We start from the raw sequence: 19,779 nt of genomic DNA on the forward strand, positions 1-19,779 counted from the left end.
CGATGGCAAATTACGAAACTGTTATTGGTCTCGAGGTGCATTCTGAATTATTAACATCAACCAAGATTTTCTGTGGATGTTCAACTAGCTTTGGTGATGAGCCAAATTCAAATGTCTGTCCTATTTGTTTGGGAATGCCGGGCACTCTTCCTGTTCTAAATAACAGAGCATTGGAGCTAGCTGCTAAGGCAGGCCTGTCTCTGAATTGTGAAATTGCTGATTTTAGTAAATTTGACAGGAAAAACTATTTTTATCCAGATCTACCAAAAGCTTATCAGATTTCACAATTTGACTTGCCCATCGCCAAAAACGGATATTTAGATGTAACAGTTAATGGCGAAAAGAAACGCATTAGAATTAACCGAATCCACATGGAAGAAGATGCCGGGAAACTTGTTCATTCGGAAAGAGGAGGCGGCTCACTGGTTGATTTTAACAGAACTGGAGTACCTTTAATTGAAATCGTCACAGAACCCGATATAGGTTCTCCCGAAGAAGCTAAAGCCTTTTTAGAAGGATTAAAAGCGATTTTACAGTATACAGATGTTTCGGACTGTAAGATGGAAGAAGGAAGCTTAAGATGTGATGCCAATGTGTCTCTAAGACCAGTGGGTAGTACAGAATTTGGTACAAAAACTGAAGTTAAGAATATGAACTCCTTTAGAGCTGTAGAGAGGGCTCTTAACTATGAAGTGGAGCGACAAGCAGAAGCCCTTGAAGATGGTGAAGAAATTATCCAGGAGACTAGACGGTGGGACGAAGATCGCGGCATCACCATCTCCATGCGGTCTAAAGAAGAAGCCCATGATTACAGATATTTCCCAGACCCTGATTTGGTTCCAGTAGTTATGAAAGAAGAACAGATCGAAAAAGTACGTCAGGAAATTCCCGAACTTCCCAATGATAAGAAAGAAAGATTTATTAAAGACTTCAACTTATCAGAATATGATGCCTCAGTTATAACTGCCGATAAATCCTTGGCTGAATTCTTTGATGAATGTGTTAAAACTTATGATGAACCAAAGAAAATAGCTAATTGGATAATGGGTGAGATTTCTCGAGTTTTAAATGAAGACCAGATCGGAATTGAAGACACTAATATTTCTCCTGAAAGATTGACAGAGCTTTTAAAGTTGGAAGATGAAGGAACTATCAGTAATAAAATCGCCAAGGAAGTATTTGAAGATATGTATCAAAATGATAAATCACCAAAGCAAATTGTAGAAGAAAAAGGCCTTGTGCAAATAAGTGATACATCTGAATTGGAAGGAATTATTGATCAAGTAATTTCAGAAAACCCAAGTGCCGTAGAAGATTATCGCGGAGGAAAGAAAAAAGCTATGGGCTTTTTAGTGGGTCAGGTTATGAAGAAAACGAAAGGAAAAGCTAATCCACAAAAAGTTAATGAATTATTACAGGAGAAATTGGAGAACTAGTCCATCTAATATAATGTGATCCAATGGCTATGACAAAAAGTTCTGCCCCTTGTTTGGGCAGAACTTTTTTAAGGTCTAATATTAACTTAATACTCCCCAGAAAACACCTACAATGATACCACCTATTAACATAAAACTTGCCGGTAATATTAATTCGCGATACAGACTATTAAAGGTAGTTTGAAAATACTCTTTAGTTAAAATTAGACAAAGATGAAATGGGGATAAAAAATAGCCAAATACGCTGGCAGCATAAAATATCCCTAAAAGAGCTAAATTACCATCATGAGGATTCATTAAGGGTGCCATAATTGGATAACTTATCCCAAGGGCTGCCGAGTTAACTCCAGTAATAGCAGCTGTAATAAGTGGCACTAAAAGTACAAGAAAAATAGAAGGAATTCCTGAAGCTAATAAGGACTCGGTCATGGTTTCCACAGCTCCAGAAGCCTCTACAAAATCTTTAAAAATCATAATTCCTAAAATAGTTAGCACCATACCATATTTAGATTGTTTAATTGAATATATTATTCTATTACGTATTTGAATTACAGGTTTTTCATTCCAATCTAAATAATTTAATGAAGCTAACAGGACACCGATTAATAATGACACAGGTATATCCAAAGGAGAGAAAATTCCTAATCCTACTGCCAATATTAGAGGATAGATACTTTTGAGAAATGCTATTAAATTATTGTTTTCCTCATCACTATCATAGTTTTGGGTAGTTTGATAAGATTGACTACTCTCTTCATGGGAGTAAAAGCTATGGCGATGATTTCTGAATAACCATTTAAAGCCGATTATAAAAGTGACTAAAAATATGGGTAAATTGAAAAGAATGAAAAACCTCAATGGAACCTGGCTTAATTCAGATATAAGTATTATACTGGGAATTAGAGGAAAAATTAAATGCCAAACGTGACGGTAAAACATGTTTGCGGCCGCTAGTTTAGCTTTGGATAGATTTATTTGGTCCCCAGCATTTTGTATCATAGGGGCGGACAATACTGCACCACCGGGTACTGTTAGCATTCCTATTAAAGATGGAATGGTTACTAGTAAAATTCGTCTATCCGGCAATAATTTAGTTAAACTATTGAGCATAATGTCGAGACTATTAGTTTTTTTGAGCATAGTGCTGAAAATATTTATCATTAAAACAATCAGCATAATATTAACAGTAGTGGGGTGAGTGACACTATAAAATAAGGTATCAGCTTTTTCGGGTAAAGTCATTCCTGAAAAAATAGCAACTATTAAAGCACCTAAGGTCATGGCTCCCCCTAAATGCTTGTTCTTTCTAACAAGATATATTATTGTAATGATTGCTATGAAAACACCTAAAATCTCCATAATACAACTACCCCTTTTTATTTTAAAATTATATTTTATTGATTTGGATTCTAATGATATAGTTTAACAAAGGGTTAACAAAATGAAAATAGTTAGGGACTAAAAATTTTTATATGGTAAAACAAAGGGGGTAATAAACTATGCCAGATATTAGACCTGTGAAGAAGGAAGAAAAACTAACTTTAACTATACATGACTTAAATCACCAGGGTGAAGGAGTAGGCAAGTATAGGAATTTCGCAATTTTTGTTCCTTTTGCCTTACCTGGTGAAAAAGTTAGAATAACCATTACAGAAGTTAAAAAAAATTATGCCAGAGGCCAAGTCCTGCAACATCAAGATCGCTCAAGCCAGCGAGTTAAGCCTCCTTGTCCGTTCTTTCAAGAATGTGGGGGATGTCAATTACAACACTTGTCTTATAAAGGTCAATTACAGTACAAAGAAAATTTAGTAGCTAATCAGATGAAAAAGGTAGCTGGTTTAAAAAATCCACGAGTTTTGCCTGCCATTGGAATGGAAAGTCCTTGGTATTACAGAAATAAATTTCAGATACCAGTGAAACCCATTGGTGGAAAACCAAGGCTTGGTTTATTTCAAAAAAGAAGCCAAAATTTAGTTGAAATTGACCACTGCATGATTCAGAAGCATGGAAACAATGAAGTATTAGAAAAAATGCGTAATTTAGTAGACAGCTACGAAAAAGAATTTTATAACTGTGAGCTGAAACATATTATTTCTAGGGTGGGAGACAAAACTGATCAAGTGCAATTGACATTTGTAACAGGATCCGAAAAAATTGACAACAAACAAATGATTCTAGAGCCACTAAAGAATGGTATGGCTAACTTAGTCGGGATAGTACAGAATATTAATAAGAAACCAAGAGGAAACGTCTTAGGCGATAGATTTAAGACCCTATGGGGTCGAGAGTATTTGATGGATAATTTGCTTGATAAAAAATTTCGTGTATCTGCTGGTGCTTTTTATCAGGTTAATCCCAGTCAAACAGAAGTACTCTATCAAAAAGTTTTTGAATTATGTAAACTCAAAGGTGTAGAGAATGTAATGGATATTTATTGTGGCATTGGAACCATCTCTTTACTTGCTGCTGAAAATGCAAGTAAGGTGGTGGGTATAGAGATAGCAGAGGAAGCAGTAAAGGATGCTAATATTAATAAGAATATCAATGGACAAGAGAATGCCTGGTTTTATCAGGCACGGGCGGAAGATGAAAAAACTGAATCCATAATTCAGGATTATTCGCCTGAAATTGTGATTATGGACCCACCTAGAAAAGGATGTGATGAAAATCTGTTAACAAGCTTAGATTGGATCAGACCTGAAAAGATAGCTTACGTTTCCTGTAACCCAGCTACTCTAGCTAGGGATGTAGGAAAATTGATTGAGTTTGGTTATTATCCGGAATTATTTCAACCAGTTGATATGTTTCCACAAACCACTCATATAGAAGTGATTTGTATCCTAACTAAGATAGATTATCTATAAAGTTTTTAATAATTCTGGCTGTAAACCCCCAGATAACGTAATCACCGTAAATGTAAAAATAAGAGGGGTATTCCCCCTGTTTAAAGGGATAGTTCTTACCACCGGGCACCAAATTAAAAGGAAAATCATGGGGTGGTGTAATTCCCACTTGCATTCTATATTTATAAGGGTTTTCCTTGACAAAGAAATCTAGTGGGACGGTAAAAACTTCGGATACTTCCTGTAAGTTAATGTTAAAATCCTTTGGTAATGTATGAATTTCTCCTATATAAGGTACAATCATCATATTAAAGGGGGTTACCAGTAGATCCAACTGTCCCCAAATGGAAATGGAATTAGTTTGAATGCCCAACTCTTCTGATGTCTCGCGAATAGCGGCATTACGTGAACTCTCGCCCGGTTCTATCTTCCCTCCAGGGAAAGAAATTTCGCCAGGCTGGGATTTTATTTGTTGAGACCGGACCTGAAATATCAATTGCCACTCTTGATTGATTGAAACTAAGGGAAGCAGGACAGAATTTTTGACTTTGATACCCATAATGGATGAACTGCGGTTATTAAATTTAGATATAATATCTGGTCTATTCATAGTTTAACTCCTTTCAAATGATTGAGGAATTAACTTATATAAAAATTTTAAAGCTATCCACATTCAACTTTGATATAACCTTATCTAAACATAACTTTAATATTTAACCTTATCTAAATAAATTATAGGAAAGATCTTAAAAAAAAGAAAGCCTAATTTTAAAAAGGCAAAGGAGGTACAGGATGAATAAAATTAACTCTCAAGCAATATACATAAGCTATGGAGACGATCCCAAATCCATGGTCAAGGAACTATTTGATAAGTATCCTCCTTTTCCCGAACTAAATTATAATGCAAAAATTGGTCTAAAGCCAAATCTGGTGCTTCCCAATTCTTCTGAATCGGGAGCTACTACTTCTCCAGAGCTAGTTAGTGGAATAGTAGAACATTTTTTATCCAGGGGGTTTAAAAAGCTAATCATAATGGAGAGCTCATGGGTAGGAGCTAGTACAGAAGCTTCTTTTGAGAAATGTGGTTACACTGCAATATCTAATAGGTATAATCTTCCCTTAGTTGATCTTAAAACAGTTCCAACTAAAGCCATTACATTCAAGGATCACACTATAAAAATCGCAACTCCTCCTTTACAAGTTGACAGATTAGTAAATGTACCAGTATTAAAGGCACACTGTCAAACAGATGTAACATGCGCTCTCAAAAACCTAAAAGGATGTCTTCCTGATAGTGAGAAACGCAATTTTCATATACAAGGTCTCGATCATTATATAGCTACTTTAAATCAAATTCTTTTCCCGGATTTAACTATTGTTGATGCTATTTTAGGAGACTTGACTTTTGAAGAAGGCGGAAATCCTGTTAATATGGGTAGGATATTAATGGGAACTGATCCTGTCTTAATTGATTCTTACGGAGCTCATTTACTTGGATATTCTAGTGATAAACTGCCTTCACATATTGAATTAGCAGGCCAGTCCGGGGTAGGTTCCGTATATCATCCAGAAAAACATGAGATAGTAGAACTAAATCGAAATAGACGGCAAATGGACTTCTTTAGGACAAGGGGACCTTTCTTGAATGAATTGAAAAGCTATTTGGAAGAGGATATGGCTTGTTCACCTTGTACAGGTTCAGTATACCAAGCATTAATGCGTTTAAAAGATGAAGGAAGTTTAAAAAAACTTAAAGTAAAAATTGCCCTTGGTCAAGGAGTGAATAAATGGACACGAGATTATATCGAAGGTCATTTGGGTGTAGGAGAGTGTACAAGGCACTGCTCTGACTATGTTTCTGGATGTCCTCCTAGAGCTGATAAGATTTTAAGCATGTTGAAAAATTACCTATAGATAGTATAGATATTAGTAAATAATTATTTGAAAAATCCGAATAGACAGAAAACTGCAAAACTTAAAACTATTATTTTTTAGCAGGATTATCCATTTATGTATTGAATATATAAATAGACAGAAAATTTAAGCAAAATATTGGTTCGATTTTTTAAAAAAATATTAATTTTTCCATTACAAAAGATAGGTGAATTTAATGAGATATTTAGGGTATATTACATAAAGGCAACATAGGATAATTATAGAGTATCATTGGCATTAATTGTCTGTGATGCTTTATTTTTCTGTTTTGGCTGTACAAGGCACGGTTTAAATTTATTTAGGGGAGGGAAATATATGTCTGATGTATTTGATGTTTTAATAATTGGTGGTGGCCCTGCTGGATTAACTGCCGGAATATATGCTTCCAGATCTAAGCTTAAAACAGCTATTTTAGAAAAGAAAAGGAAGCCCGGAGGACAAATGTCAACAACCTGGGAACTGGAGAATTACCCAGGTTTTAAAGAGGCCACAGGCCCTGATATTGCAAAAAGCTTATCGGAGCATGCGGAAAAATTTGGATGTGAGTTTTTAAAAGGAGAAGTAAAAGAAATTGACTTGCACTCTAATCCTAAGGTGGTAACTTCCAAAAAAGGCGAGGAATATCATGCTAAAAGTGTGATCATGGCAACTGGGGCAGAGCCTAGAACCCTTGGTTTACCAGGAGAACATGAATTTAGAGGATTAGGAGTTGGCTACTGTGCCACTTGTGATGCGGATTTCTATACTGACCAAGAAGTTATCGTAATTGGAAGCGGAGATGCTGCTGTAGAAGAAGCTATTTACTTGACTCGTTTTGCCAAAAAAGTAACTATTGTAGTGGTTCATGAGGAAGGGAAAATGGATGCTACAAAAGTTATTCAGGAACGAGCCTTTGAAAATCCCAAAATAGATTATATTTGGAACTCGGTAGTTGAGGAAATTAAAGGAGATGAGCTGGTAGATCGCGTAGTAGTCAAAAACATAAAGACCGGTGAAACCAGTGAAGTCAAAACTGATGGTGTATTTATTTTTGTAGGGACAATACCAAAAACCGAGTTCATAGAAGGCCAGGTTGAGTTAACAGAACAAGGATATGTAAAAGTTAATGATCAGATGGAAACATCAGTACCAGGAGTTTACTCTGCAGGTGATGTTAATGATAAATTCCTGAGGCAAGTTGTAACAGCTTGTGCCGACGGAGCTATTGCAGCAACTGCTTGTGAAAGGTTTTTAGAGGAAAGGCAAGATATTGAAGAAAAAATAGAAGAGCCTTCCCAAGAAAAATCAGTTATAGTGGTGTTTTGGAGTCCTACAGTAAAAGAAAGTATGGAAGCTATTTCTCAACTAGAGGAAGTAGTTGGGAATGATAATCAAGTTAAGATTGTCAACATTGACACCTATAAGAGCACTGGAATAGCTGATAATTATCAAATTAATGAAATTCCATCAATTATTGCTGTCCGCAATAAAAAAGTGGTGGCTAGCTTAACAGGTAAAGAGGTTAATAAAGAAAAATTAGCCGATTTTTATCAAGATCTTGTCTAAAAATTTTGATGATTAATGGATAGTGGTAAGTTATAAGTATAAACTATGTTAATAATATTAGGGAGGAGGTGGCATAATGCAAGAAGTGGATAAAAATAATTTTGAAGAAGAAGTTTTACAAGCAGAAGGAGTGGTAATGGTAGACTTTTTCAGTCCTAACTGTGAACCTTGTAATGAACTAAAACCAGAAATTGAAGACATGGCTGAGAAATACAAGGATAAGATGAAATTTTGTGCCCTTGACATTAGTAAAAATAGAAGATTGGCAATTAATCAAAAAGTATTAAACCTACCAACAATTGTATTTTACAAAGATGGAGAAAAAATCTCTACTCTAACAGGAGAAGATTTAGAAGCTGAAGAGATTGAAGATGAGGTAAAGAAGCATATTTAGTTGTTATGATTTTTGTGAAAAGTGAAGTTAATCAAGGAGGTGAATTGTGTGAGCCTGAGGCTTGAAAAGGTTAATGTTAAAGACGTGAAGTTGGGTAGTGAAACAAGTTATAAAAATGGAGTAGTCACTGTTAATAAGGATGAATTGATAGAAGAATTAAAACAAGACGATAGAATTGGCTCAATAGAAATAGAAGTTGTTAAGCCAGGGGAATCTGTTCGCATTATACCAGTTAAAGATGTTATAGAGCCTCGTATTAAAGTGGAGGGAGAAGGTGAATTATTCCCAGGCTTACTAGGAAAAGTTTCTACTGTAGGAAGTGGTACAACCAAAACCTTTAATGGCATGAGTGTAGTGACTACAGGGAAATTGGTAGGTTTCCAAGAGGGAATTATAGACATGGATGGCCCAGGAGCTGACTACTCACCATTTTCTAAAACTCTAAACCTTGTTGTGAACTGTGAGCCAGTCAAGGGCTTGAAGAGCCATGAACATGAAGAAGCTCTTCGTTTAGCTGGATTGAAAGCTGCTCGCTATATTGCCGAAGCTTGTCAAGATGCACAAGCCGACGAACAAGAAGATTACGAAGCTTTGCCAGTGGAAGAAATGAAATCTAAGTATCCGAACTTGCCTAAAGTTGGGTATGTTTATATGCTTCAAAGTCAAGGTTTACTTCATGATACTTGGGTGTATGGTATAGATGCAAAAGAAATTATTCCTACCTGCATCTATCCTACAGAAGTATTAGATGGGGCTATAGTTAGTGGTAACTGTGTATCAGCCTGCGACAAAAATACTACTTACCATCATTTAAACAACCCAATAATTAAAGATCTATATGCCAGACATGGAAAGGATATAAATTTCTGTGGAGTAATTTTGACTAATGAAAACGTCACTTTGGCTGCTAAGGAACGTTCTTCAGGATATACGGCTAAACTTGCTGAAATGTTAGGCCTTGACGGAGTCATTGTTTCTCAAGAAGGTTTTGGTAACCCCGATACAGACTTGATCATGAATTGTGTCAAGATTGAAGATAAGGGAATTAAGACAGTTTTAGTCACAGATGAGTATGCCGGTAGAGATGGGGCGTCTCAGTCCTTGGCTGACGCAGACCCTAAAGCTGATGCAGTTGTTACTGCAGGTAATGCCAATGAAACCATAGTACTGCCTCCTATGGATAAAGTTGTTGGCATCCTGGAGACTGCAGATTCTATTGCTGGTGGTTTTGAAGGGAGCTTAAGACACGACAAAAGTATTGAGGTGGAATTACAAACAATCACAGGTGCTACAAATCAACTTGGATTTAACAAGCTCGGAGCTATAGAAGCTTAACTTTAAATTAACATATACCTGAATTTAAAGATATTACTATTAAGTGGAGGTGAGTTTATGTTTGAAGGTAAAAAAGTAGTTATCTTAGGTGATCGCGATGGCATCCCTGGCCCTGCTATTGAAGAGTGCATCAAAACAACAGGAGCAGAAGTTGTATACAGCACTACTGAATGTTTCGTCTGAACGTCCGCAGGTGCCATGGACCTTGAAAATCAAAAGCGGGTCAAAGAATTAACTGACAAACACGGTCCTGAAAACTTGATTGTAATCATAGGAGGAGCAGATGCAGAAGGTTCAGGACTAGCAACTGAAACTGTTACTAATGGTGACCCAACTTTTGCAGGTCCATTGGCGGGAGTCCAGTTAGGACTCAAATGTTATCACATAGTAGAACCGGAAGTGAAGGAAGCTGTAGATTCTTCGGTGTACGAAGAACAGGTAGAAATGATGGAAATGGTACTTGAAGTTGATGAAATTATACAAGAGGTCAAAGAGTATCGGGAAAAGTATTGTAAGTTCTTGTAATTTCCCCTGAAGAAAGGAGGGACGAAGGTGTCTAAAAAAATAGTCCATTATATAAACCAGTTCTTTGGCCAGATCGGTGGTGAGGAAAAGGCTGATACGGCGCCATTTGTGAAGGAAGAACCTGTTGGACCTGGAACCGCTTTAAATGGTCAATTAGGAGATGAAGGTGAAATTGTTGCCACTATCATTTGTGGTGATGATTATTTCTCTTCTAATACCGAAGAGGCTAAAGAAGAAATTCGTAAAGTCTTACGGGATTATGACCCTGATCTGGTAATTACTGGTCCAGCCTTTAATGCTGGGAGATATGGAACAGCAGCTGGCGGCGTTGCTGAACTGGCTGCAACTGAGTTTGAACTACCTGTAGTTTCAGGTATGTATCCGGAGAACCCCGGTGTTGATATGTACAAAAAGTATGCCTATATAATTGAAACATCAGATTCCGCTGCTGGCATGAGAAAAGCTGCTCCAGCCATAGCCGAATTATCTAAGAAAATTCTTAGAGGCGAAGAACTGGGAACTCCTAAGGAAGAAGGTTATATCCCCCGAGGAATTCGCAAAAATGTCTTTTTTGAGGAGCGCGGTTCCAAACGGGGTGTGGATATGCTGGTTAAAAAACTTAATCAAGAGAAGTTCGACACAGAATATCCCATGCCAGACTTTGATCGGGTTGATCCTCAACCTGCTATAAAAGATATGGCAAATGCTAAAATTGCCTTGGTAACTTCAGGTGGAATTGTACCTAAAGGAAATCCCGATGGAATTGAGTCATCCAGTGCTTCTAAATATGGAAAATATGAATTAAAAGGCATGGATACTTTGACAGCAGAAAGCCATGAAACTGCACATGGTGGTTATGATCCAACTTATGCCAATGAAAATCCCAATAGAGTTCTTCCCTTGGATGCGGCTAGGAAACTTGAACAAGAGGGTCGAATTGCTGAGTTACATGAATACTTCTATTCTACAGTAGGAAATGGAACTTCTGTTGGAAATGCTCAACAATATGCGGCTGAAATAGCAGAGGATCTAAAGAATCACGGTGTGGATGCTGTTATACAGACTTCCACCTGAGGCACATGTACTCGTTGCGGTGCAACGATGGTTAAAGAATACGAGCGTGCTGGTTTACCAGCGGTTCATGTGGCCTCAATAGTGCCGATTTCAAAGACTGTGGGAGCTAATAGAATAGTTCCAGCTGTAGCTATTCCACATCCACTGGGCAATCCAAAACTAGACGAAGAGGAAGAATTTAAGGTGAGAAAGGATCTGGTTGATAAAGCACTCAAAGCTTTAGAAACCGAGCTAGAAACTCAAACTGTTTTTGAGGACTAGTGACAATTGATGGAATGTGTTTGCTATTTATAAGGGGATAAGTATCTATGCTTATCCCCTTTATTCGAGATAAAGGACAAGGACTTCTTAGTAATTAAGATGAGATGGAGGTGACTTATATGGCGGCTTCCGTAGTTGGTGGTAACAGTTATATTCTTGTGCATGCTCCCAATACGATGAAATATCATGGTTCGACCCAGCAATCAGATAGACACAAAAACCCAGAAAGTGATTATTTAAAAAATCTTCCTAATTACATGCGTTCTTTTGAAGATGCCGTTAAATACCCCCCTAATCAAACTTACATTGGAAATATCTCTCCTGATGAACTAGCTCAAATAGAAAAACCTTGGTATCAAAACCTTGATCAAGGTGATAGGTATAGTGACTGGGGAGAAATCATGCCAGAGGATGAGTTTTTCGGTTTAGTTCAAATTAGTGATTCATTTGATTTGGTTAAATTGGAAGAAAATTTTGTTAACGAAATCAAACCTAAATTGGAAAAAAACCCTGTAATAACAAAAGACCATGTGGCGAAACTCTCTGGAACAAATAAAGATGAAATAAAGGAGATAGTTGATAATGGTAATGGAGAACCTCTATATATAGATGATAATTTGGTGGGTTGTGTTAAATCTGCCCACGAAACCGACCAAAATTTAAATGCTCATGTTATGCTTGAAAATTTAATGGCAAAAGCTTCAGGTTCTTTGGCATTACTGCACTTAGGGAATCAGCAAGGAGTAGATTTATCACAAACTGACTATGTAATGGAGGTCAGTGAAGAAGCATGTGGAGATGTTAACCAAAGAGGTGGAGGCAATTTTGCCAAGGCAATAGCAGAAATAGCTGGTTGTGAAAATGCTACTGGTTCCGATGTAAGGACATTTTGTTCTGCTCCTGCCCATGCAATGATTAATGCAGCTGCACTAGTAGAAGCAGGAGTATATGAACAAGTAGCTATCGTAGCAGGTGGGGCAGTTGCAAAACTCGGAATGAATGGTAAGGATCATGTTAAGCAGGAAATGCCTGTGCTTGAAGACTGTTTAGGAGGATTGGCACTTTTAATAAGTAAAAATGATGGTCAAAACCCCATTATCAGAACTGATGCTATAGGTAAACACAATGTAGGTACAGGTTCTGCTCCTCAAGCTGTGATTTCCTCTTTAACAACAACTCCTTTAGAAAAATTGGGATTAACGGTTACAGATATAGATAAATATTCGGTAGAAATGCAAAACCCTGAACTGACTCAACCTGCCGGTGCCGGTGATGTACCAGCTTCTAATTATAAGATGATTGGTGCCTTAGGTGTTAAAAAAGGTCAGTTAGAGAAGAAAGACATGATGAATTTTGTGCAGGAACGAGGCATGCCAGGTTTTGCACCTACTCAAGGACATATTCCTTCAGGTGTCCCCTTTGTTGGTCACGCTAGGCGTATGCTTGATAAGGGCGAGATAAGTAAAGCCATGATAATTGGAAAAGGTAGTTTATTCTTAGGGCGACTGACTAACTTATTTGATGGAATTTCTTTTGTAATGGAACCTAATCAAGGTGATGTAGATGAGGAAGGAACAGTTTCAAAAGAGGAAATCAAACAAATAGTAGCTGGTTCGTTACGGGACTTAGCAGATTCTTTATCTGAAAATGCAGATAACGAGTCAGACAGTTAGGGGGTGAAATCTTGTCTCAAAAAGTTAAAAATCAATTATCAGAAGTTTTTCATGAACTTGCTGAAGCTTTAGAGTCCGGTCAATACGGTAAAAAATCTAAAATTTGTGTAACAACTTTGGGAAGTGAACATGGTCCTGAAGAAGTGGTTAAAGGTGCAGAATTGGCAAAGCAACAAAACCCAGGAATAGATATTACTCTAGTTGGGCCTAAAGTAGACACTAAACTAACATATGCTAAAGAGACAGACTGTGAGGAAACTGTCCACAAAACTATGGAAGATTTGTTATCAAAAGGGGAAGCCGATGCATCAGTAACTATGCATTACAATTTCCCAGTTGGAACGGCCACAGTAGGAAAGGTGATCACCCCTGGGTTAGGTAAAGAAATGTTAATAGCCACGACTACAGGTACAGCCGGAATGAATCGGATTGAGGCCATGATTAAAAATGCCATTTACGGTGTGATTACTGCCAAGGCCTTAGGTAACCCTGATCCTAAAATTGGGATACTGAATGTGGATGGAGCCAAACAAGTAGAAAAGGCACTTATTGACTTAAAAGAAAATGGTTATTCTATTGAGTTTGCAGAATCGGCCAGACAAGATGGTGGCTTCGTCATGAGAGGAAACGATCTACTAGCAGGTTCAGCTGATGTAATGGTCACTGATACATTAACAGGAAACCTTCTAATGAAAATCTTCTCAGCCTATACCACAGGTGGAAGTTACGAGTCTTTAGGTTATGGTTATGGGCCTGGAGTTGGTAAAGATCAAAAGCAAGTCGTGAACATTATCTCTAGGGCTTCTGGTGCCCCAGTGATTGCCGGTGCTATTAAATTTGCAGCAGAAGCTAGTGCCGGTGGCATAGTTAAATTAACTAATGAAGAATTTAAAAAAGCGGAACAGGCTGGCTTAAATGAGATACTAGAAGGATCGAAATCTAGTCAAGATGCAGGAGAAACAGAAGAAGTCACACCACCTCCCAAAAAACCTGTTAGTGAAGAAATCTCAGGTATGGACATCATGATTTTAGAAGATGCTCGAAAGGTTTTATGGAAAGAAGACGTTTATGCAGAAACGGGAATGGGCTGTGCTGGTCCCGTAGTCATGGTTGCTCCTGAAGATAAAGAAGAAGCAGAAAAAATCCTCAGAGAACATGGTTATCTAAGTTAAATAAAATACCGGCCGCATTGGCGGCCGGTTGCAGTCTACAAATCTATTTACTTTATTTGAAAAAGTTCTCTTTAAATATAACAATTAAATACTAAGATTGTTAAAAAATTTTAAAAAATTAAAAACTTAACCAAAAAGTTAAAAAAGATAGTAAAATGTATTGCATATCCTAATGCTATTTATTATAATATATGCAAATATTTAATAAATCGGAAATAAAAAGTAAAAGTTTTAATTAATTAAAGGGTTGTTAGCGAATTGAGTTATCCCGAACATAAATTTATGAACTAGATATTGCGTAATCGCAGTTAGTTAAATTACCAATAACTCAGATGAGTCACTGGTCTAGCTTCCAAGGAACTAAAGTTGATGGAAAATTTAGATTACTATTTTCGATTTTTCTCTGAATTATGTTAGCACATACTCGTTGTACATGCTCACATTTTTTTTAAGACAGTAACAAAAATCTTCTATTTATAATCTCTTGGCTAAAATCTATTCGATATTCTTTGAAAATTGATATTTATTTAATTATTCTTAAAAGTTACTAACACTGTAAGATAACTCCAACTTTACCTCATATTCTATCATTGCCAAATCGAGTATGTAATATACATCCTTCCTTTGTATTAAATTCTTATTTGCTTAGTTTAGTATAATTTAATAACTTTAATCACTTTTTAAAACAAAGGAGGGGGCATGTATATTTTTTGAAAAATTGAAATTTGAGGAGGTGATTTCAAAAAGTAGTGAGATAAAATAAAGTGTCAAAATACGGACAGAACCAAAATATCAGATGAGGGGGATTTTTCAATGAGTAGCAGAAAGTTATTTGTATTATTTCTGGCATTGATGTTTGCTACTGCTGTAGCCATCGGTGGCTGTGCACCTCCAGAAGAAGCTAAAGAGGAGGATCCAGAAGCAGAGGAAGAAGAAGAGGCTCCAGCAGAAGTAGATAATCCTGCTGTAGAAAGACCTAATGAAATTGTAATTGGAGGTCCAGATCTAGAAGGAATTTTCAATCCAGTTTTATACAGTGGTGTTTATGACTCCTGGGTTTTAGGTATGATTTTTGATTCACTACTTACAGTAGATGAAAATGGACAGTTAACAACTGATCAGAGATCAGTTGCCAAAGATTATGAAATCTCAGAAGATGGCACTGTATACACTTTCCACTTACGTGAAGGATGGGAATTTCACGATGGAGAAGAGATAACTGCCGAAGATGTGGCCTTTTCTTTAGAAGTTACTGCTCACCCTGATTACGACGGACCACGCTCCAGCTTTTCCGACGATATAGTGGGTGTAGATGAATTTCGAGAAGGAGAAACTGACGAGCTAGAAGGAATTACAGTAGAAGATGATTATACCTTGGTAGTTGAAGCTCAAGAACCTAGTGCTGATAACATATTTGATTTTGCAGTAATGATAATGCCAAAACATTATTATGATTTTGAAAACTATGAAGACTTCCAGGATTTAACAGACGACCCAATGGGAAGTGGTCCCTTCGAACTTGTAGAATACAGTCCGGATCAACATGCTATCTTAGAATCCTTTGAAGACTATTACCATGGTGCACCAAATGTGGATCGAATAATCTACGAAGAAACTGAAACTGAACAACAAATTCCAATGGTTGAAACAGGAGAAGCTGATATTGTCCAGGTAAGTTCAACTCCAGAAAATATGGAAATGTTAGAAGATATAGACCATCAGGAAGCATTAACTTTCTTTGATAATGCCTATACTTATATTGGTTTGAACCACGAAGATGAACACTTGCAGCATCAAGAGGTTAGGCAGGCATTAGCTTATGCCCTTGATATCGAAGCTTTCCTTGATGGAATGTTTGGAGATGAATTGGCTCAACCGATATACACTCCGTTTTCACCCGTATCATGGGCATATCCCGATGAAGACGATATGAACGATTATGCTTATGACCCTGATAAGGCCAATGAACTACTTGATGAAGCGGGTTATGAGTGGGATGACAATGAAGAGTATCGAGTAAATGAAGACGGAGAGAGACTATCCTTTACATGGGAAACCATTGCTGACAACGAATGGTCCGAACATTTAACTACTCTAGCCTTAGAACAATGGCCACAAATAGGAGTAGAACTAGAAATCGAAAACTACGATTTCAATACCTTGACCGACAGAATTGATCAGGACCGCGGAGATGTAGATATGTGGAATATGGGTTGGTCACTATCAGCCGAACCCGATCCATCTAATATCTTTAGTGTAGAATATGCCGATGCTGGCTTAAACTACGGAATGTATCACAACGAAGAAGCAGAAGAATTGATGCAAGAAGGTCTTGAAACCTTTGATCAAGATGAAAGAGCAGAAGTTTACAATGAACTAGGTGTACTATTTAATGAAGATCTACCCTATATCTTTGTCTACAGTAACAAAGAGATTTGGTCCACAAATGACCGAGTTGAAAACTATGAACCAACTGCATTCCAACACTTGACATGGAATATCCACGAGTGGGAAGTAACAGACTACGAAGAATAATTAGAAATAAGTAGCTAAGATAGCGAGTACAACCCCATCTGGGCATGTGCCACTCACATGCCCAGATTATTAAAACAATTATTCAGGCTAAAATAAAGGGGTGATATACTTTTGGGAACTTATATAGTTAGGCGAGTACTGATAATGATCCCTGTGTTACTAGGAATTACTGTCTTTCTCTTTAGCTTGTTTCAATTAGCACCTGGAAATCCCTTGGCTAGTTTACATCAAGACCCGGATATGACACCAGAAGCTCGAGAGCGTATTGAAGAACAATACGGATTAAATCAACCCGTACATATACAGTACTTAGATTATATGGGAAATCTATTCCAAGGCGATATGGGTATGTCGTTTCAGTACAGAAGAGATGTAAGTTTTCTCATAGCTCATAGAATAGGGCCTACTTTTATATTATCATTTGGTGCATTCTTATTAGCTCTAGTAGTAGCCATACCAGCAGGGATTATATCGGCTACCCGCCAATATACCAGTGTTGATAATGCCTTTACGGTGTTTGCCTTAATCGGTGTATCTATTCCTAACTTTTTCTTTGGATTGGTGATGATGCGCGTCTTCGCAGTTGCTCTGGGGTGGTTCCCCACTGGGGGAATGCAGACCTCTGGAGCGGACTTTCCCTTTCCGTGGAATATATTAGACGTAGCAAATCACCTTGTTTTACCTGCTATTGTATTAGGCCTTAGCAGTGCTGCACATTTTATGCGTTACACCAGATCTAGTATGCTAGAAGTTATCAGACAGGATTATATTCGGACTGCCCGTGCTAAAGGTTTAAAAGAAAGAATCGTTATATACAAACACGCTCTTAGAAATGCATTGATTCCAATTATCACTTTAATGGGCTTTCAGTTACCCATGCTCTTTTCAGGTTCACTAGTAGTAGAAATTGTCTTTGGCTGGCCTGGTATGGGAAGGTTGGCTTATAATGCAGTTATGCAGCGTGACTATCCACTAATGATGGGAGTAAACTTGTTCCTTGCCATATTTATATTACTCGGAAATCTACTAGCTGATATTGCCTATGCCTTTGTAGATCCCAGAATCAGGTATGATTAATTTCTTTAAAAAATAATTTATTTATAATACTTGATATCTGTATGCCTAAAGGGGGGAATGACTTGGCTAAAAATGAACTGAATGAAAGTACAAGTCAAGAAGTTCAATCTCATGGCTTGTCTGAGGAAGTTGAAAGTCCTATTAAACTTATATGGAGACGCTTTAAGAGAAATAGATTAGCTTTGATCGGGCTGATTGTTTTATTAATACTGGTTTTTGGAGCGGTTTTTGCTCCATTTTTGACGCCCCATGATAGGGATACTATTGACTATGCTAATGCCGATGCCGAGCCAGATAGTGAACACATTCTAGGGACCGACGACAGGGGCAGAGATATGTTTACCAGGCTTTTGTATGCAGGTAGAGTTTCCTTATCTGTGGGTATTTTTGCTACTTTACTGCGGATTTTGATCGGTGTAACTTTGGGAGGTATCGCAGGTTACTACGGAGGAGCAGTTGATAATGTTATCATGCGGATAGCCGACGTCTTTATGTCCTTTCCATTTTTACCAATTGCCTTAACTTTCGTCGCCATACTGGGACCAAGTATTTACAATATCATGCTGGTAATAGCAATTATTGGTTGGCCGGGTATCTGCAGGATTGTAAGAGCGGAAATTCTATCCTTGAGAGAACAAGAATTTATTGAAGCTGCTAAAGCTCTAGGTCTTAGTGACCGTACCCAAATAATAAAACACTTGATTCCCAATACTATGGCTCCAATTATCGTTTCGGCTACTTTAGGTATAGCGGGTGCGATATTAACTGAATCATTTCTCAGCTATTTGGGATTAGGGGTAAGTCCACCAACTCCCACCTGGGGCAATTTGCTATCTGCTGCCCAAGAATCCTATATTATTCGAAATAGATGGTGGCAGTGGGTACCACCGGGTATTATGATTTTCTTGGCTGTTATGAGTCTAAACTTACTGGGAGATGGGCTGAGAGATGCTCTTGATCCTAAACTTAAAGAGTAGGGGGTGCACTTTTTGTCCGACACACTTTTGGAAGTAAAGGGTTTACAGACCTATTTTTATACAGAAGATGGCACCGTTAAAGCTGTGGACGGAGTAGACTTTCACGTAAATCGCGGAGAAATTTTAGGAATTGTCGGTGAATCAGGATGTGGAAAAAGTGTCAGTAACATGTCGATATTGAGACTCATCCAAGATCCACCGGGGAAAATAGTAGGTGGTGAAATTAACTTCGAAGGTACTAATTTGCTAGAGTTACCAGAAAATAAAATGAGAAATATTCGTGGTAATGATATTGCTATGATTTTTCAGGAACCCATGACATCACTAAACCCTGTCTTTACAGTGGGAGATCAAATTATGGAAGCATTACTGCTTCACAGAAATATGTCTATGGAAGAAGCACGCAATCATGCCGTTGAGATGTTAAAAACAGTTGGCATTCCCCGTGCCAATGAAGCCATTGATGAGTATCCGCATCAGTTTAGTGGTGGTATGAGACAAAGAGCTATGATCGCCATGGCACTATCTTGTAATCCTAGTCTACTACTGGCTGACGAACCTACCACAGCTTTGGATGTTACTATCCAAAAACAGATTTTAGAGCTCATTAAGGATATGAAAGAACAGTATGACACTGGAATAACCCTTATAACTCACGATTTAGGGGTAATTGCAGATATGGCTGACCGGGTTGTAGTTATGTATGCTGGCAAAGTTGTAGAACAAGCTGATATTTTTGAAATCTTTGATAAGCCACTTCATCCTTATACAAGTGGATTACATGAATCGATACCAACAATGGATACAGAAGCCGAGCGGTTAAAAGTTATTAGAGGAGTTGTTCCCAATCCATTGACTATGCCAGAAGGTTGTCCCTTCCATCCCAGGTGTGATCATGAAATGACTAAATGTAGAGAAAAGATGCCACCCCTTATGGATTTAAATGGTCGCCAGGTGAGATGCTGGTTGTATTCGGAAGATAAGGAGGTGGGCTAAT

The 19,779-nt window shown here is 37.6% G+C and carries 16 protein-coding genes; 14 read left to right on the forward strand and 2 right to left on the reverse strand.

Going from position 1 to position 19,779, the window contains the following annotated elements; translation table 11 throughout:
• The first annotated feature begins 2 nt into the window (after positions 1-2).
• The gene (gene gatB, locus NTHER_RS02465; RefSeq protein ID WP_012446948.1) at positions 3-1,436 is read left to right on the forward strand and encodes an Asp-tRNA(Asn)/Glu-tRNA(Gln) amidotransferase subunit GatB; all 1,434 of its coding nucleotides are present in this window, start codon (positions 3-5) and stop codon (positions 1,434-1,436) included.
• An 81-nt stretch (positions 1,437-1,517) separates the two neighbouring features.
• Here gatB and NTHER_RS02470 read toward each other — a convergent pair whose 3' ends face one another.
• Positions 1,518-2,795 (reverse strand): DUF401 family protein, encoded by a 1,278-nt coding sequence (locus tag NTHER_RS02470; RefSeq protein ID WP_012446949.1) that lies wholly within the window; start codon positions 2,793-2,795, stop codon positions 1,518-1,520.
• Positions 2,796-2,935: 140 nt separating this feature from the next.
• Between NTHER_RS02470 and rlmD the strand changes: the two genes are divergently transcribed.
• A complete protein-coding gene (rlmD, locus tag NTHER_RS02475; protein WP_012446950.1) occupies positions 2,936-4,300 on the forward strand; it encodes a 23S rRNA (uracil(1939)-C(5))-methyltransferase RlmD in 1,365 nt (454 codons plus the stop codon).
• Here rlmD and NTHER_RS02480 read toward each other — a convergent pair.
• On the reverse strand, positions 4,281-4,889 hold the full coding sequence (locus NTHER_RS02480) for an NUDIX hydrolase (protein ID WP_012446951.1): 609 nt from the start codon (positions 4,887-4,889) through the stop codon (positions 4,281-4,283). The genes rlmD and NTHER_RS02480 overlap by 20 nt on opposite strands.
• A 182-nt stretch (positions 4,890-5,071) precedes the next feature.
• Here NTHER_RS02480 and NTHER_RS02485 point away from each other — a divergent pair, with 182 nt between their 5' ends.
• From NTHER_RS02485 to NTHER_RS02550, 12 genes are all read left to right on the forward strand, one after another.
• Positions 5,072-6,193 (forward strand): DUF362 domain-containing protein, encoded by a 1,122-nt coding sequence (locus NTHER_RS02485; protein WP_012446952.1) that lies wholly within the window; start codon positions 5,072-5,074, stop codon positions 6,191-6,193.
• Positions 6,194-6,529: 336 nt separating this feature from the next.
• Positions 6,530-7,759 carry a thioredoxin-disulfide reductase gene (gene trxB / locus NTHER_RS02490; protein WP_012446953.1) on the forward strand — a complete coding sequence of 410 codons (1,230 nt, stop codon included), beginning with the start codon at positions 6,530-6,532 and terminating at the stop codon, positions 7,757-7,759.
• Between the two features lie 76 nt (positions 7,760-7,835).
• A complete protein-coding gene (gene trxA, locus NTHER_RS02495) occupies positions 7,836-8,153 on the forward strand; it encodes a thioredoxin TrxA (protein ID WP_012446954.1) in 318 nt (105 codons plus the stop codon).
• A gap of 48 nt (positions 8,154-8,201) precedes the next feature.
• Complete coding sequence (locus NTHER_RS02500; RefSeq protein WP_012446955.1) at positions 8,202-9,488, forward strand: glycine/sarcosine/betaine reductase component B subunit; 1,287 nt, start codon at positions 8,202-8,204, stop codon at positions 9,486-9,488.
• A gap of 57 nt (positions 9,489-9,545) precedes the next feature.
• Positions 9,546-10,013, forward strand: coding sequence for a glycine/sarcosine/betaine reductase complex selenoprotein A (gene grdA / locus NTHER_RS02510; RefSeq protein ID WP_012446956.1), 468 nt, complete (start codon positions 9,546-9,548; stop codon positions 10,011-10,013).
• 27 nt (positions 10,014-10,040) lie between these two features.
• Entirely contained in the window at positions 10,041-11,348 is a 1,308-nt protein-coding gene (gene grdB, locus NTHER_RS02515; protein WP_012446957.1) for a glycine reductase complex selenoprotein B, read from the forward strand.
• Between the two features lie 119 nt (positions 11,349-11,467).
• Positions 11,468-13,021: a glycine/sarcosine/betaine reductase complex component C subunit beta gene (grdC, locus tag NTHER_RS02525; RefSeq protein WP_012446958.1), complete on the forward strand. Its 1,554-nt coding sequence runs from the start codon at positions 11,468-11,470 to the stop codon at positions 13,019-13,021.
• Positions 13,022-13,032: 11 nt separating this feature from the next.
• Positions 13,033-14,193: a glycine/sarcosine/betaine reductase complex component C subunit alpha gene (grdD, locus tag NTHER_RS02530; RefSeq protein WP_012446959.1), complete on the forward strand. Its 1,161-nt coding sequence runs from the start codon at positions 13,033-13,035 to the stop codon at positions 14,191-14,193.
• 813 nt (positions 14,194-15,006) lie between these two features.
• Positions 15,007-16,728 (forward strand): ABC transporter substrate-binding protein, encoded by a 1,722-nt coding sequence (locus NTHER_RS02535; protein ID WP_012446960.1) that lies wholly within the window; start codon positions 15,007-15,009, stop codon positions 16,726-16,728.
• A 111-nt stretch (positions 16,729-16,839) separates the two neighbouring features.
• On the forward strand, positions 16,840-17,805 hold the full coding sequence (locus NTHER_RS02540) for an ABC transporter permease (RefSeq protein WP_012446961.1): 966 nt from the start codon (positions 16,840-16,842) through the stop codon (positions 17,803-17,805).
• Between the two features lie 62 nt (positions 17,806-17,867).
• Positions 17,868-18,782, forward strand: a complete 915-nt coding sequence (gene opp4C, locus NTHER_RS02545) for an oligopeptide ABC transporter permease (RefSeq protein ID WP_012446962.1) — start codon at positions 17,868-17,870, stop codon at positions 18,780-18,782.
• Positions 18,783-18,794: 12 nt separating this feature from the next.
• The gene (locus NTHER_RS02550; RefSeq protein WP_012446963.1) at positions 18,795-19,778 is read left to right on the forward strand and encodes an ABC transporter ATP-binding protein; all 984 of its coding nucleotides are present in this window, start codon (positions 18,795-18,797) and stop codon (positions 19,776-19,778) included.
• The last annotated feature ends 1 nt before the right edge of the window (position 19,779 follow it).

Origin of the sequence: Natranaerobius thermophilus JW/NM-WN-LF, assembly GCF_000020005.1 — a bacterium.
Classification (GTDB): domain Bacteria; phylum Bacillota; class Natranaerobiia; order Natranaerobiales; family Natranaerobiaceae; genus Natranaerobius; species Natranaerobius thermophilus.

What these genes read in the sequence shown, in the direction of transcription:
- gatB (WP_012446948.1), top strand. Translation starts at nt 3, where the DNA reads ATGGCAAATTACGAAACTGTTATTGGTCTCGAGGTGCATTCTGAATTA.
- NTHER_RS02470 (WP_012446949.1), bottom strand. Translation starts at nt 2,795, where the DNA reads ATGGAGATTTTAGGTGTTTTCATAGCAATCATTACAATAATATATCTT.
- rlmD (WP_012446950.1), top strand. Translation starts at nt 2,936, where the DNA reads ATGCCAGATATTAGACCTGTGAAGAAGGAAGAAAAACTAACTTTAACT.
- NTHER_RS02480 (WP_012446951.1), bottom strand. Translation starts at nt 4,889, where the DNA reads ATGAATAGACCAGATATTATATCTAAATTTAATAACCGCAGTTCATCC.
- NTHER_RS02485 (WP_012446952.1), top strand. Translation starts at nt 5,072, where the DNA reads ATGAATAAAATTAACTCTCAAGCAATATACATAAGCTATGGAGACGAT.
- trxB (WP_012446953.1), top strand. Translation starts at nt 6,530, where the DNA reads ATGTCTGATGTATTTGATGTTTTAATAATTGGTGGTGGCCCTGCTGGA.
- trxA (WP_012446954.1), top strand. Translation starts at nt 7,836, where the DNA reads ATGCAAGAAGTGGATAAAAATAATTTTGAAGAAGAAGTTTTACAAGCA.
- grdC (WP_012446958.1), top strand. Translation starts at nt 11,468, where the DNA reads ATGGCGGCTTCCGTAGTTGGTGGTAACAGTTATATTCTTGTGCATGCT.
- NTHER_RS02535 (WP_012446960.1), top strand. Translation starts at nt 15,007, where the DNA reads ATGAGTAGCAGAAAGTTATTTGTATTATTTCTGGCATTGATGTTTGCT.